General features: G+C 67.1%; 7 protein-coding genes, 3 rRNA genes and 2 pseudogenes. All 12 read left to right on the top strand.

Annotated elements, in window-relative coordinates; all coding sequences use genetic code 11:
• Positions 1-10: 10 nt before the first annotated feature.
• The 12 genes and pseudogenes from argJ (at position 11) to QUE40_RS09550 (ending at position 15,151) form a co-directional block, all read left to right on the top strand.
• On the top strand, positions 11-1,159 hold the full coding sequence (gene argJ / locus QUE40_RS09605; RefSeq protein ID WP_142005448.1) for a bifunctional glutamate N-acetyltransferase/amino-acid acetyltransferase ArgJ: 1,149 nt from the start codon (positions 11-13) through the stop codon (positions 1,157-1,159).
• Positions 1,156-2,064, top strand: a complete 909-nt coding sequence (gene argB / locus QUE40_RS09600; protein WP_289230814.1) for an acetylglutamate kinase — start codon at positions 1,156-1,158, stop codon at positions 2,062-2,064. The genes argJ and argB overlap by 4 nt, the downstream gene beginning before the upstream one ends.
• Before the next feature lie 97 nt (positions 2,065-2,161).
• On the top strand, positions 2,162-3,289 hold the full coding sequence (locus QUE40_RS09595) for an acetylornithine transaminase (protein WP_350226939.1): 1,128 nt from the start codon (positions 2,162-2,164) through the stop codon (positions 3,287-3,289).
• Positions 3,289-4,230 carry an ornithine carbamoyltransferase gene (gene argF / locus QUE40_RS09590; RefSeq protein ID WP_289230813.1) on the top strand — a complete coding sequence of 314 codons (942 nt, stop codon included), beginning with the start codon at positions 3,289-3,291 and terminating at the stop codon, positions 4,228-4,230. The genes QUE40_RS09595 and argF overlap by 1 nt, the downstream gene beginning before the upstream one ends.
• Positions 4,227-4,730, top strand: coding sequence for an arginine repressor (locus tag QUE40_RS09585; protein WP_142005445.1), 504 nt, complete (start codon positions 4,227-4,229; stop codon positions 4,728-4,730). Before argF ends, QUE40_RS09585 begins: the two co-directional genes overlap by 4 nt.
• Positions 4,727-6,166: an argininosuccinate lyase gene (gene argH, locus QUE40_RS09580; protein WP_289230812.1), complete on the top strand. Its 1,440-nt coding sequence runs from the start codon at positions 4,727-4,729 to the stop codon at positions 6,164-6,166. The genes QUE40_RS09585 and argH overlap by 4 nt, the downstream gene beginning before the upstream one ends.
• A pseudogene (locus QUE40_RS09575) lies at positions 6,163-6,797 on the top strand (DNA-3-methyladenine glycosylase). Before argH ends, QUE40_RS09575 begins: the two are co-directional and overlap by 4 nt.
• A 61-nt stretch (positions 6,798-6,858) precedes the next feature.
• Positions 6,859-8,120, top strand: a pseudogene (gene tyrS / locus QUE40_RS09570) (tyrosine--tRNA ligase).
• A 384-nt stretch (positions 8,121-8,504) separates the two neighbouring features.
• Positions 8,505-10,037, top strand: a 16S ribosomal RNA gene (locus tag QUE40_RS09565).
• A 392-nt stretch (positions 10,038-10,429) separates the two neighbouring features.
• Positions 10,430-13,558: ribosomal RNA gene (locus QUE40_RS09560) — 23S ribosomal RNA — on the top strand.
• A gap of 74 nt (positions 13,559-13,632) precedes the next feature.
• Positions 13,633-13,750: ribosomal RNA gene (gene rrf, locus QUE40_RS09555) — 5S ribosomal RNA — on the top strand.
• The 16S, 23S and 5S rRNA genes sit together here, the layout of an rRNA operon.
• A gap of 624 nt (positions 13,751-14,374) precedes the next feature.
• Positions 14,375-15,151 carry a tetratricopeptide repeat protein gene (locus QUE40_RS09550; protein ID WP_236022337.1) on the top strand — a complete coding sequence of 259 codons (777 nt, stop codon included), beginning with the start codon at positions 14,375-14,377 and terminating at the stop codon, positions 15,149-15,151.
• The last annotated feature ends 92 nt before the right edge of the window (positions 15,152-15,243 follow it).

Raw genomic sequence — 15,243 nt, 5'->3', positions numbered from 1 at the left:
AGGCCACGCCGTGAGTGTGACTGCGGCACAAGGGTTTCGGGCCAGCGGCGTGGTCGCCGGGCTCAAGCCGAGCGGGCGACCCGACCTCGCGCTGGTCGTCAACGACGGACCGCAGCGGTCGGCCGCGGCGGTGTTCACCAGCAACCGGGTCGAGGCCGCGCCGGTCACCTGGTCGCGCCAGGTCGTCGCCGACGGCCGGCTCGACGCGGTCGTGCTCAACTCCGGCGGGGCCAACGCCTGCACCGGGCCGCCCGGGTTCCTCGACACCCACCGCACCGCCGAGGCCGTCGCCGAGACGCTCGGCGTCTCCGCTGGCGACGTCGCGGTCTGCTCCACGGGGCTGATCGGCGAACGGCTGCCGATGGACCGGCTGCTCGCCGCGATCGCCCCGGCCGCCGACGCCCTCGGCCCCGACGGCGAGGCCGCGGCCACCGCGATCATGACCACCGACACCGTCCCCAAGCAGGCCACCGCGGAGGGCGACGGCTTCGTCGTGGGCGGCATGGCCAAGGGAGCCGGCATGCTGGCTCCCGCCCTGGCGACCATGCTCGTGGTGCTCACCACCGACGCCGAGGCGGAGCCCGGCGAGCTCGACGCGGTGCTGCGCGAGGCGTGCGCGGTGACGTTCGACCGCATCGACTCCGACGGGTGCCAGTCGACCAACGACACGGTGCTGCTGCTCGCATCGGGCGCGTCCGGCGTACGCCCGGCTCGCCGCGACCTGTCCGCGGCGGTCACCGCCGTGTGCGCCGACCTCGCCCGTCAGCTGATCGGCGACGCCGAGGGCGCTGCCCACGACATCGCCATCGAGATCCGTTCTGCCGCAAGCGAGTCCGACGCTCTCGAGGTCGCGCGCGCCATCGCGCGGAACAACCTGTTCAAGACCGCGATCTTCGGCAACGACCCCAACTGGGGGCGGGTCGTCGCCGCTGTCGGCACCACTGCGGCCGAGTTCGACCCGACGCAGTTGGACGTCACCGTCAACGGCGTGCAGGTGTGCCGGCAGTGCGGGGTGGGGGAGGACCGCTCGCTGGTCGACCTGACGCCGCGCGAGGTCCACGTCGCGGTCGACCTGCACGCGGGCGAGCACACCGCGACGGTCTGGACCAACGACCTGACCCACGACTACGTCCACGAGAACTCGGCCTACAGCACATGAGCGTGCGCAGCTCCCGGTCCCTGTCCGACGCCGCAGGCAAGGCGGCCACCCTCGTCGAGGCGCTCCCGTGGCTCGAGCGGTTCCGCGACGCCCTCGTGGTCGTCAAGTACGGCGGCAACGCGATGACCGACGACGCCCTGAAGGCGGCGTTCGCGGCCGACATCGCGTTCCTGCGCTACGCCGGCCTGCGCGTCGTCGTCGTGCACGGGGGTGGCCCGCAGATCCAGCAGATGCTCGACCGGCTCGGCATCGAGAGCGAGTTCCGCGGCGGGCTGCGCGTCACCACGCCCGAGGCCATGGACGTGGTGCGCATGGTGCTCACCGGACAGGTCAGCCGCGAGCTGGTCGGCCTGATCAACCAGCACGGCCCGCTGGCCGTCGGCATGTCCGGCGAGGACGCCGGCCTGTTCGGCGCGCGGCGCCGCACGACCGTCGTCGACGGCGAGCAGGTCGACCTCGGCCTCGTCGGCGACGTGCAGACGGTCAACCCCACCGCGGTGCGCGACCTGCTCGCCGCGGGCCGCATCCCGGTGATCTCCTCGGTCGCACCCGACCTGGACAGCGACGGGACCGTGCTCAACGTCAACGCCGACACCGCCGCGGCCGCGCTGGCCGTCTCGCTCGGTGCGCACAAGCTCGTCGTGCTCACCGACGTCGAAGGCGTGTACGCCCGCTGGCCCGACCCCGACAGCCTCCTGTCGCGCATGTCGCTCGCCGAGGCCGAGCGCCTCGTGCAGCAGGTCGACGCGGGCATGGTGCCCAAGCTCGACGCGTGCATCCGTGCGGTGCGAGGCGGGGTGCCGCAGGCCCACGTCATCGACGGGCGGTCACCGCACTCGCTGCTGCTCGAGGTCTTCACCGACGAGGGCATCGGCACCATGATCCTGCCGGGGGACGACTCGTGACCGACACGGAGCAGATGATGAATCCCGTTGAGGGACAGGCAGACTGGCTGCAGCGATACTCCGACAGCGTGCTGGGGTCTTCGGCTCACCGCCGCTCGTGCTCGACCGTGGCGAGGGGTGCTACGTCTGGGACGTCGACGGCCGGCGCTACCTCGACCTCATCGGCGGCATCGCGGTCAACGCGCTGGGCCACGGCCACCCCGAGCTGGTCGCGGCGGTGAGCAAGCAGGCGGCCGAGGCGATCCACGTCTCCAACCTGTTCACCTCGCCCGCCCAGATCCGCCTCGCGGAGCGGCTGATCGAGGTGGCCGGCGCGCCCGCCGGCTCGAAGGTGTTCCTCGCCAACTCCGGCGCCGAGGCGATCGAGGCGGCGATCAAGCTGACCCGGCGCACCGGCCGCACCGAGATCGTGGCGGCCGAGGGCGCCTTCCACGGCCGCACCACCGGAGCCCTCGCGCTCACCGCCAAGGCGGCCTACCGCGAGCCGTTCGAGCCGCTGCTGCCCGGGGTGACCCACGTCCCCTACGGCGACACCGACGCGCTCGACGCCGCCGTCACCGAGCGCACCGCGGCGCTCGTGCTCGAACCCGTGCAGGGCGAGGCCGGTGTCGTGCTGCCGCCCGACGGTTATCTGCAGCACGCGCGCGCGGTCACGGCAGAGCGCGGCGCGCTGCTCGTCGTCGACGAGATCCAGAGCGGCATCGGGCGCACCGGGCGCTGGTTCGGCTTCCAGCACGCCGGCATCACCCCCGACGCGATCACCGTCGCGAAGGGCCTCGGAGGCGGCGTGCCGATCGGGGCGCTGGTCACCTTCGGCTCCCACGTCTCCGGCCTGCTCGGGCCCACCCAGCACGGCACCACGTTTGGCGGCAACCCGCTGGCCGCGGCGGCCGCGCTCACCGTGCTCGACGTCGTGGAGTCCCAGGGCCTGATGGCCCACGCCGAGCGCGTGGGGGAGCACCTGCGCCAGGGCGTGGCTCGCCTGGATCACCCGCTCGTGGCCGGCAGCCGCGGCCTCGGTCTGCTGCGCGCCGTCGGCCTCACCCGGCCGGTCGCCCCGGCCCTCGCCACCGCCCTGCGCGAGGCCGGGCACCTGGTCAACCCCGTCGCACCCGACGCGCTGCGCCTGGCGCCGCCGCTGGTGCTCACCACCGGTCAGGTCGACGACTTCCTCGCCGACCTGACCCCCGTCCTGGACCGCGTCCTCGAGGAGGATCCCGCCTGATGCGTCACTTCCTGCGCGACGACGACCTCACGCCCGCCGAGCAGAGCGCGGTGCTCGACCGCGCGGCCGCGCTCAAGGCCGACCGGTTCGCCGAGCGGCCGCTGGAGGGGCCGCAGGGCGTCGCGATCATCTTCGACAAGCCCACGCTGCGCACCCAGCTGTCGTTCTCGGTCGGCGTCGCCGAGCTCGGCGGCTTCCCGATGGTGGTCGACGGCAACCTCGCCCAGATCGGCACCCGCGAGTCGATCGCCGACGTGGCGCGCGTGCTCGGGCGACAGGTCAGCGCGGTGGTGTGGCGGACGTACGGCCAGGACCGCATCGAGGACATGGCGCAGTACGCCGGTGTCCCCGTCGTCAACGCCCTCACCGACGACTTCCACCCGTGCCAGATCCTGGCCGACCTGCTCACCGTGCGCGAGCACAAGGGCGGCCTGCCCGGCCTGACGATGACGTACGTCGGCGACGCCGCCAACAACATGGCCCACTCCTACCTCCTCGGCGGGGCGACCGCCGGGCTGCACGTCCGCGTGGCCGGCCCCGCGACCCACCAGCCCGATCCCCGGATCGCGCAGCGTGCAGCCGAGATCGCTTCGCAGACAGGCGGTTCCGCGACCGTCCTCGACGACGCGGTCGAGGCGGTCGCCGGCGCCGACGTGGTGATCACCGACACCTGGATGTCGATGGGGCAGGAGCAGGAGGCGGCCGAGCGCAAGGGCGCCAGCAGCCCCTTCGCACCGTTCGCCGTCGACCAGGAGCTGCTCGCCCACGCCGCCGACGACGCGATCGTGCTGCACTGCCTGCCGGCCTACCGCGGGTTCGAGATCAGCGCCGAGGTCATCGACGGGCCGCGGTCGGTCGTGTGGGACGAGGCCGAGAACCGGCTGCACGCGCAGAAGGCGCTGCTGGCCTTCCTGCTCGACCGCGCCCGGGGCGACGGATGATCCCGCGCACCCGCTCGGCGCGCCACCAGCGCATCGTCGAGATCATCCGTCGCGAGCCGATCCGCTCCCAGACCGAGCTGGTCGACCGGTTGGCCGACGACGGCGTCGCCGTCACCCAGGCGACGCTCTCGCGCGACCTGGTCGAGCTCGGCGCCGAGAAGGTGCGCCAGGGCCGCCAGCTGGTCTACGCCGTGCCCGCCGAGGGCGGGGAGCGCGCGATGCACTCCGGCGGCGACGGTCGCGAGGCGCCGGACGGGCGTCTGCGGCGGGTGCTCGTCGAGCTGCTCGTGGTCGCCGAGTGCAACGGCGACCTGGTCGTGCTGCGCACCCCGCCGGGGGCGGCCAGCTTCCTCGCGTCGGCGATCGACACCGCCGGGCTCGACCCGGTGCTCGGGACCGTCGCCGGGGACGACACCATCTTGGTCATCCCGCGCTCCGGGCACACCGGACCGCAGGTGGCCGACCTGCTGCTCACGATGTCGGAAGGGAACGACGAATGACGACGGACGCCAAGACCAGCCTGTGGGGCGGACGCTTCTCCGGGGGCCCGGCCGACGCGCTGGCCGCGCTGTCGAAGTCGACCCATTTCGACTGGCGACTGGCGCCGTACGACCTCGCCGGCTCGCGCGCGCACGCGCGCGTCCTGCACGGGGCCGGGCTGCTCGACGAGGAGACCCTCGATGCCATGCTGCGCGCCCTCGACCAGCTCGACGACGACGTGCGCTCGGGCGCGTTCCTGCCCGCCGAGGACGACGAGGACGTGCACACCGCCCTCGAGCGCGGCCTCATCGAGCGGGCGGGTGCCGACGTGGGCGGGCGGTTGCGGGCCGGTCGCTCGCGCAACGACCAGATCGCGACTCTGCTGCGGATGTACCTGCGCGACCACGCACGGGCCTGCTCGCTGCTGCTGCTCGACGTCGTCGACGCCCTCGCGGCCCAGGCCCGCACCCACCTCGGGGTCGCGATGCCGGGGCGCACGCACCTGCAGCACGCCCAGCCGGTGCTGCTGTCCCACCACCTGCTGGCCCACGCCTGGGCCCTCCTGCGCGACGTGGACCGCTGGCGCGACTGGGACGCCCGCACCGACGAATCGCCTTATGGCTCAGGGGCGCTCGCCGGTTCCTCGCTCGGCCTCGACCCGGAGTCGGTGGCTCGCGAGCTCGGGTTCGCCACCGCCACCGACAACTCCATCGACGGCACGGCCGCACGCGACTTCGTCGCCGAGTTCGCCTTCGTCGCGGCCATGGGCGCGGTCGACGTGTCGCGCCTGTCCGAGGAGGTCATCCTCTGGGCGACCAAGGAGTTCTCCTTCGTCACGCTCGACGACGCCTTCTCCACGGGGTCGAGCATCATGCCGCAGAAGAAGAACCCCGACGTCGCCGAGCTCGCGCGCGGCAAGGCCGGCCGGCTGGTCGGCGACCTCGCCGGGCTGATGACCACGCTCAAGGCGCTGCCGCTGGCGTACAACCGCGACCTGCAGGAGGACAAGGAGCCGGTGTTCGACGCGGTCGACACCCTCGAGGTTCTCCTCCCTGCCGTCGCGGGCATGGTCGGCACGCTCACGTTCCACCCCGACCGGCTCGAATCGCTTGCCCCGCAAGGGTTCTCGCTGGCCACCGACATCGCCGAGTGGCTCGTGCGCGAGGGGGTGCCGTTCCGCGTCGCCCACGAGGTGGCGGGTGCCTGCGTGCGGGTGTGCGAGGAGCGTGGCATCGAGCTGTGGGACCTCACCGACGACGACCTCGCGGCCATCAGCCCGCACCTGACCCCCGGCGTGCGCGAGGTGCTGTCGGTGCCGGGATCGCTCGCGTCGCGGTCGGCCAAGGGCGGCACCGCCCCCGACCGGGTCGCCGAGCAGCTCGACCGCGCCGTCGAGCGGGCCGGCGAGCTGCGCGCCTGGGCCGAGCAGCCGGTAGGACCGCAGCAGCGGGCATGACGCGGCTCGACGCCGGCTTCTTCGACCGGCCCGTGCTCGAGGTCGCCCCCGAGCTGCTCGGGTGCGTGGTGACCCACGCAGGCGTCGGGGTCCGGCTCACCGAGGTCGAGGCATACGACGGGAGCAACGACCCCGGGTCGCACGCCTTCCGGGGAGAGACGCCGCGCACGCGGGTCATGTTCGGCCCGCCCGGCGGGCTGTACGTCTACTTCACCTACGGCATGCACCACTGCGCCAACCTCGTGTGCGGCGAGGACGGCCGCGCGTCGGCGGTCCTGCTGCGCGCCGGCGAGGTGGTGACCGGGATCGACCTGGCCCGCGAGCGGCGCACCGCCGGCCGCTCCACCCGGCTCGCTGACCGCGACCTCGCGCGCGGGCCGGCGCGTCTGGTCCAGGCGCTCGGCATCACCCGTGGTGACGACGGCGTACGCACGACCGACCCCGCTGCGCCCGTCACCGTGGTGGGGGCGACCCGGTCGATGCGGCGCAGGTCCGCACCGGCCCCCGCGTCGGAGTCTCGGGCGACGGCGGTGACGGGGGACGGTTCCCGTGGCGCTTCTGGATCGACGGCGACCCGACGGTGTCGGCGTACCGCCCCGCGAAACCCCGTCGGAGGCCGGCCGGGCGATAGGGCAGGCTGAGCACGCACCGCCGGGGGTCGGCTCCGGCGCCGAGGAGAGGACCGGACGACCGTGAGCGACATCTTCGACGAGCTGCAGTGGCGCGGCCTGGTGGCACAGACCACCGACGAGGCCGCGCTGCGCCGAGCACTCGCCGACGGGCCCGTCACGGTCTATTGCGGGTTCGACCCCACGGCCGCGTCGCTGCACATCGGTCACCTTGTGCAGCTGATCATCCTGCGCCACCTGCAGCGCTCCGGCCACCACGTCATCTGTCTGGTGGGCGGGTCCACCGGCCAGATCGGCGACCCGCGCCCCACCTCCGAGCGGGTCCTGCACACCAAGGAGCAGACGGCCGAGTGGGTGAGCAGCATCCAGGAGCAGGTGCGCCCGTTCCTGCGGTTCGACGGCGACAACCCCGCCCGGATGGTCAACAACCTCGACTGGACCCAGGGCATCAGCGCTCTGGACTTCCTGCGCGACATCGGCAAGCACTTCCGCGTCAACTCGATGATCAAGCGCGACATCGTGGCCCGCCGGCTGGAGTCCGAGCAGGGCATCAGCTACACCGAGTTCAGCTACCAGCTGCTGCAGGCGCTGGACTTCCTGCACCTGTTCCGCGAGTACGACTGCACGCTGCAGGTCGGAGGCAACGACCAGTGGGGCAACCTGCTGTCCGGGGTCGACCTGGTGCACGCCGCCGAGGGCGCGCGGGTGCACGCGCAGACGGCCCCGCTCATCACCGACGCCGAGGGCAAGAAGCTCGGCAAGTCGGAGGGCAACGCGCTGTGGCTCAACCCGCAGCTGATGAGCCCGTACGCCTTCTACCAGTACTGGCTCAACACCGAGGACGCCGTCGTGATCGACCGGCTCAAGGTGTTCACCGAGATCACGCCGGAGGAGCTGCCCGAGGTCGAGCGACAGGTGGCCGAGGAGCCGTTCCGGCGAGCGGCCCAGCGGCGCCTGGCCCACGAGGTCACCACCCTCGTGCACGGGCCCGACGCCACCGCGTCCGTCGAGGCGGCCTCGGCCGCGCTGTTCGGCAAGGGCGACGTCAGCGCCCTCGACGCGCAGACGCTGCGCGACGCGTTGGCCGAGCTCCCCGGGGGCCGGCGGAACCGGGGCAGGAGATCGTCGACGTGCTGGTGGCCACCGGGGTGGCCGACAGCCGCAACGGCGCCCGCCGGCTGCTGGGGGAGGGCGGCATCTCGCTGAACAACGTCAAGGTCGCCGACCCCGAGTACGTCCTCGTCGACAGCGACTTCCTGCACGGGGAGGCCGCCCTCATCAAGCGCGGTCGCAAGCACCAGGTGGCCGCCCGCCGGGCGGTCTGACCAGGCGCGACGGCGCAGGTCGACCGCCGGGCCGCCCCCGATTTGGCATGGCGCTCGCGATGACGTAATGTTCTCCGAGTCGCCGCAAGGAGGCACGGACAGCCGAGAGGCTGGCCGGTCCGGCGGTCGATCTCCTCGCTCAGGGTCCGACGAGACCATGGCGAGGCACCACAACGACAGTCCTGAACAGCCCGCAACGGCGGTTTGGCAAGGACAACCGAGCGTGGTAACTTAGAGAAGTTGCCCCAAAGAGCGAGACCGCAAAGGTCTGGGTCCGAGGTGTGCACCTGTTTCTTGAGAACTCAACAGCGTGTCGAGTGATTGATGCCAAATGTTTGTTTGGTTGATTTTGAACTCTGTTCAATTTCGGCCAGGTTTTGATTTTCTACGGAGAGTTTGATCCTGGCTCAGGACGAACGCTGGCGGCGTGCTTAACACATGCAAGTCGAACGATGATGCCCGAGCTTGCTCGGGTGGATTAGTGGCGAACGGGTGAGTAACACGTGAGTAACCTGCCCTTCACTCTGGGATAAGCCTGGGAAACTGGGTCTAATACTGGATATGACGGCGCACTGCATGGTGTGTTGTGGAAAGATTTTTTCGGTGAAGGATGGGCTCGCGGCCTATCAGCTTGTTGGTGGGGTAGTGGCCTACCAAGGCGGTGACGGGTAGCCGGCCTGAGAGGGCGACCGGCCACACTGGGACTGAGACACGGCCCAGACTCCTACGGGAGGCAGCAGTGGGGAATATTGCACAATGGGCGCAAGCCTGATGCAGCGACGCCGCGTGGGGGATGACGGCCTTCGGGTTGTAAACTCCTTTCGCCATTGACGAAGCCCTTCGGGGTGACGGTAGGTGGAGAAGAAGCACCGGCTGACTACGTGCCAGCAGCCGCGGTAATACGTAGGGTGCGAGCGTTGTCCGGAATTATTGGGCGTAAAGAGCTTGTAGGCGGTTTGTCGCGTCTGCTGTGAAAGCCCGGGGCTTAACTCCGGGTCTGCAGTGGGTACGGGCAGACTAGAGTGTGGTAGGGGAGACTGGAATTCCTGGTGTAGCGGTGAAATGCGCAGATATCAGGAGGAACACCGATGGCGAAGGCAGGTCTCTGGGCCATTACTGACGCTGAGAAGCGAAAGCATGGGGAGCGAACAGGATTAGATACCCTGGTAGTCCATGCCGTAAACGTTGGGCGCTAGGTGTGGGATCCATTCCACGGGTTCCGTGCCGCAGCTAACGCATTAAGCGCCCCGCCTGGGGAGTACGGCCGCAAGGCTAAAACTCAAAGGAATTGACGGGGGCCCGCACAAGCGGCGGAGCATGCGGATTAATTCGATGCAACGCGAAGAACCTTACCAAGGCTTGACATGCACCGGACGACTGCAGAGATGTGGTTTCCCTTTGTGGCTGGTGCACAGGTGGTGCATGGTTGTCGTCAGCTCGTGTCGTGAGATGTTGGGTTAAGTCCCGCAACGAGCGCAACCCTCGTTCCATGTTGCCAGCACGTGATGGTGGGGACTCATGGGAGACTGCCGGGGTCAACTCGGAGGAAGGTGGGGATGACGTCAAATCATCATGCCCCTTATGTCTTGGGCTTCACGCATGCTACAATGGCCGGTACAGAGGGTTGCGAGACCGTGAGGTGGAGCGAATCCCTTAAAGCTGGTCTCAGTTCGGATTGGGGTCTGCAACTCGACCCTATGAAGTTGGAGTCGCTAGTAATCGCAGATCAGCAACGCTGCGGTGAATACGTTCCCGGGCCTTGTACACACCGCCCGTCAAGTCACGAAAGTTGGTAACACCCGAAGCCCATGGCCTAACCAGGTTTTCCTGGGGGAGTGGTCGAAGGTGGGACTGGCGATTGGGACTAAGTCGTAACAAGGTAGCCGTACCGGAAGGTGCGGCTGGATCACCTCCTTTCTAAGGAGCTGTTAAGCCTCTTCAGTGCCGTGTGTGTGCTGGGGGTGTGCTCATGGGTGGAACATCGATCATGGTGCCTCGTGGCGCTTCGGTCTGGTCAGGGCCGGCTAGTACGACCACGCTTCCTGCTTAGCCTTTTTGGTTGGGTGGGGGTGGTGGTGTGGAGGGCTGGTGACCGGGTTGTGGAGTGCGTGGGGGTGTCGACACGTTGTTGGGTCCTGAGGGAACAGGGCCTGCCTGATGCAAGGTTCCGCGTCACTGTGTGTGGTGTGGGGGTTTGCGGGGTGGGGGTTTTCTCGTGGACGGGACCAGCTGGCTGGCGCACTGGGTGTGTTGGTGGTTGGTGTTCGTGTGTTGTTTGAGAATTGTATAGTGGACGCGAGCATCTTTGTGGCCAAGTTTTTAAGGGCGCATGGTGGATGCCTTGGCACCAGGAACCGATGAAGGACGTAGGAATCTGCGATAAGCCTCGGGGAGTCGATAACCGGACTGTGATCCGAGGGTGTCCGAATGGGGAAACCCAGCACCTGTTATGAGGTGTTACCCGCATCTGAATATATAGGGTGTGTGGAGGGAACGTGGGGAAGTGAAACATCTCAGTACCCACAGGAAGAGAAAACAATATGTGATTCCGTGAGTAGTGGCGAGCGAAAGCGGATGAGGCTAAACCTGTTTCGTGTGATACCTGTCAGGGGTTGCGGAGCGGGGGTTGTTTGGGGTGCGTCGTGCTGGCTCTGACAGGTCGGCGCGGAGTGATAAATCGCGTGCATAGGCGAAGCGTCTTGAATGGCGTGGCGTAGAGGGTGGTACCCCCGTAGCTGAAATGTGCGTGACTTCGTTGGCGTGTTACCCCGAGTAGCACGGGGCTCGAGGAATCCCGTGTGAATCTGGCAGGACCACCTGTCAAGCCTAAATATTCCCTGGTGACCGATAGCGGACTAGTACCGTGAGGGAAAGGTGAAAAGTACCCCGGGAGGGGAGTGAAATAGTACCTGAAACCATGTGCTTACAATCCGTCAGGGCCTGCACTTTGTGTGGGTGATGGCGTGCCTTTTGAAGAATGAGCCTGCGAGTTAGTGCTCAGTGGCGAGGTTAACCCGTGTGGGGTAGCCGTAGCGAAAGCGAGTCCGAATAGGGCGGTTGAGTCGCTGGGTCTAGACCCGAAGCGGAGTGATCTACCCATGGCCAGGTTGAAGCGCCGGTAAGACGGCGTGGAGGACCGAACCCACTTAGGTTGAAAACTGAGGGGATGAGCTGTGGGTAGGGGTGAAAGGCCAATCAAACTCCGTGATAGCTGGTTCTCCCCGAAATGCATTTAGGTGCAGCGTTGCGTGTTTCTTGCCGGAGGTAGAGCTACTGGATGGCTGATGGGCCTCACCAGGTTACTGACGTCAGCCAAACTCCGAATGCCGGTAAGTGAAGCGTGGCAGTGAGACTGCGGGGGATAAGCTTCGTAGTCGAGAGGGAAACAGCCCAGATCACCAGCTAAGGTCCCTAAGCGTGTGCTAAGTGGGAAAGGATGTGGAGTTGCTGTGACAACCAGGAGGTTGGCTTAGAAGCAGCCACCCTTTAAAGAGTGCGTAATAGCTCACTGGTCAAGTGATTCCGCGCCGACAATGTAGCGGGGCTCAAGCACATCACCGAAGCTGTGGCAGTCACACATTACTCTAGCAATCTTTTGGTTGTTCAGGGGTGTGGTTGGGTAGGGGAGCGTCGTGTGGCGGGTGAAGCATCGGAGTGATCCAGGTGTGGACGCTACACGAGTGAGAATGCAGGCATGAGTAGCGAATCACGGGTGAGAAACCCGTGCGCCGAATAACCAAGGGTTCCAGGGTCAAGCTAATCTGCCCTGGGTAAGTCGGGACCTAAGGCGAGGCCGACAGGCGTAGTCGATGGACATCCGGTTGATATTCCGGAACCGGCGAAGGACCGCCCATATCGAATCAGGTGATGCTAACCACCCTAACCCGCGCTTACTGCCCTTTCGGGGGTAGGGGTGTCGGGGGCGCGTGGGACCCGATCTTGTAGTAGGTAAGCGATGGAGTGACGCAGGAAGGTAGCCTCCGCGGGGCGATGGTTGTCCCCGTCTAAGAGTGTAGGCCGGCACTACTGGTAAATCCGGGTGCCTTGAAGGCTGAGACTTGATAGTGACCACGTTAGTGGGAAGTAGGGTGATCCTATGCTGCCGAGAAAAACTTCTAGCGAGGTTCGAGCCGCCCGTACCCCAAACCGACTCAGGTGGTTGGGTAGAGAATACCAAGGCGATCGAGTGAATCGTGGTTAAGGAATTCGGCAAAATGCCCCCGTAACTTCGGGAGAAGGGGGCCTGAGCCTTGAAACCCTTTCGGGTTAGGGGCGAGGGCCGCAGAGACCAGGGAGAAGCGACTGTTTACTAAAAACACAGGTCCGTGCGAAGAAGCAATTCGATGTATACGGACTGACGCCTGCCCGGTGCTGGAACGTTAAGGGGACCGGTTAACATCTTTCGGGGTGTGAAGCTGAGATCTTAAGCGCCAGTAAACGGCGGTGGTAACTATAACCATCCTAAGGTAGCGAAATTCCTTGTCGGGTAAGTTCCGACCTGCACGAATGGCGTAACGACTTCTCCACTGTCTCAACCACGAACTCGGCGAAATTGCACTACGAGTAAAGATGCTCGTTACGCGCAGCAGGACGGAAAGACCCCGGGACCTTTACTATAGCTTGGTATTGGTGTTCGGTACGGCTTGTGTAGGATAGGTGGGAGATGTTGATCCCCTCGCGCCAGCGGGGTGGGGAGTCGTTGTTGAAATACCACTCTGGTCGTTCTGGGCTCCTAACTTCGGACCATGATCTGGTTCAGGGACAGTGCCTGGTGGGTAGTTTAACTGGGGCGGTTGCCTCCTAAAAGGTAACGGAGGCGCCCAAAGGTTCCCTCAGCCTGGTTGGCAATCAGGTGTCGAGTGTAAGTGCACAAGGGAGCTTGACTGCGAGACAGACATGTCGAGCAGGGACGAAAGTCGGGACTAGTGACCCGACGGTGGCTTGTGGAAGCGCCGTCGCTCAACGGATAAAAGGTACCCCGGGGATAACAGGCTGATCTTGCCCAAGAGCTCATATCGACGGCATGGTTTGGCACCTCGATGTCGGCTCGTCGCATCCTGGGGCTGGAGTTGGTCCCAAGGGTTGGGCTGTTCGCCCATTAAAGCGGTACGCGAGCTGGGTTTAGAACGTCGTGAGACAGTTCGGTCCCTATCCGCTGTGCGCGTAGGAAGCTTGAGAAGACCTGTCCCTAGTACGAGAGGACCGGGATGGACGAACCTCTGGTGTGTCAGTTGTTCTGCCAAGAGCACCGCTGATTAGCTACGTTCGGAAGTGATAACCGCTGAAAGCATCTAAGCGGGAAGCACGCTTCAAGATGAGGTTTCCAACACCCTTTGGGTGGTGAGGCTCCCAGCTAGACGACTGGGTTGATAGGCCGGACGTGGAAGCACAGTAATGTGTGGAGCTGACCGGTACTAATAAGCCGATAACTTGTTACCACAAAGATACTCGCGTCCACTATGCAACTCTGAAACAGCACCGGCCCGTTGGTTGGTTGATAGTTTCACAGTGTTACGGCGGTCATAGCGAATGGGGAAACGCCCGGTCACATTCCGAACCCGGAAGCTAAGCCCTTCAGCGCCGATGGTACTGCACTCGGTAGGGTGTGGGAGAGTAGGACACCGCCGGACTTAACTTGAAGTAGGAGGGGGAACCGTCATGGTTCCCCCTCCTACGCATTTGTCCACCTTTTTCCGTAACGGGAGAGAGTCATCGTGAGCGACGCCGACAGCACCGGTGCGGAGAACAGGCGGTCCGAGGAGGGCCGCGGTGGGGATGCCGGCGAGGGCCGATGGAAGCGTGCCGGCCGCACCGGTGGTGACGAGCCGGCCGAGGGCCGTCGGGAGAGCGGCTCCGACGCCGGCCGGTCCCGTGAAGAGCGTCCGCCCCGTCGTGACCGACCCTCGCAGGACCGGGGACGGTTCGGGAGCGATCGCAGCCGTGGTGGATCCGGGACGCGACGCGACGGGAACAGAAGCTTCGACCGTGGCGGTCCCCGTCGGGATGACCGTGGCGGTCCCCGTCGGGATGACCGTGGTGGGCCCCGTCGGGATGACCGTGGCGGGCCCCGTCGGGATGACCGTGGCGGGCCCCGTCGTGATGACCGTGGCGGGCCCCGTCGTGACGATCGTGGTGGGCCGCGTCGTGACGACCGTGGCGGAGCCGGCCGGCCCTGGGCCGAGCGGAACGCCGGGGACCGTCCGGGGCCCCGTTCGTGGGACCGGCAGACCCCGCGCGACGACAGCGGCCGCCCGGTGCGGCGCAAGGAGCCGGAGATCCCGGAGGGCATCACCGGCAAGGAGCTGGACCGGGCGGTGTGGCACCAGCTGCGCACCCTGACCAAGGAGAACGCCGAGGGCGTGGCACAGCACCTCGCGGCGGCGGCGATGCTGCTGGAGGACGAACCGGACCTCGCGCTCGACCACGCCCAGACGGCGGTCCGCCGCGCGGGCCGCGTCCCTGCGGCGCGGGAGGCCCTTGGGCTGGTGCTGTACCGGCGCGGGGAGTTCTCCGACGCGCTCCGCGAGTTCCGCACGGCGCGGCGGCTGTCCGGCTCCGACCACCTGCTGCCGTACATGGTCGACGCCGAGCGCGGGCTCGGTCGGCTGGAGCGTGCGCTGGAGCTCGCGAGCTCGCCCGAGGCGAAGCGGCTGCCGGAGGCCGACAACATCGAGCTGGCGATCGTCGTGTCGGGGGTGCGCCGAGACCTGGGCCAGCCCGAGGCTGCGCTCATGGGGCTGCGCATCCCCGCTCTGAACAAGCTCGGCCGGCAGCCGTGGGCGGCCCGGCTGAGCTATGCGTACGCGGAGGCCTTGCTCGCCACGGGTGACGAGGACGGCGCGCACGAGTGGTTCAGCAAGGCGCTGACGCTGGACGCGCAGCAGGAGACCGACGCCGCCGAGCGGATCGCGGAGCTGGAGGGTGTGGTCCTGGAGGACCTGCTCGAGGGCGAGGACGACATCGAGCTGGGCGACGAGGACCTGAGCGAGGACGAGACCGCCGCGACCGGCGGCGACGACCAGCAAGCCTGAACCAGAGGCATCCGCGGCTGTCCACAGGGCTGTCGTGGGGCGCGCAGTTTTCCACCGGCCGGGTCGCGGCCGTGGTCGCACGAGCACGCCCC

The organism is Barrientosiimonas endolithica (assembly GCF_030296655.1).
In the GTDB taxonomy this organism is placed as follows: domain Bacteria; phylum Actinomycetota; class Actinomycetes; order Actinomycetales; family Dermatophilaceae; genus Barrientosiimonas; species Barrientosiimonas humi.
The sequence above is the reverse complement of the archived record's forward strand: the minus strand, read 5'-3'. Positions and strand labels throughout refer to the sequence as shown.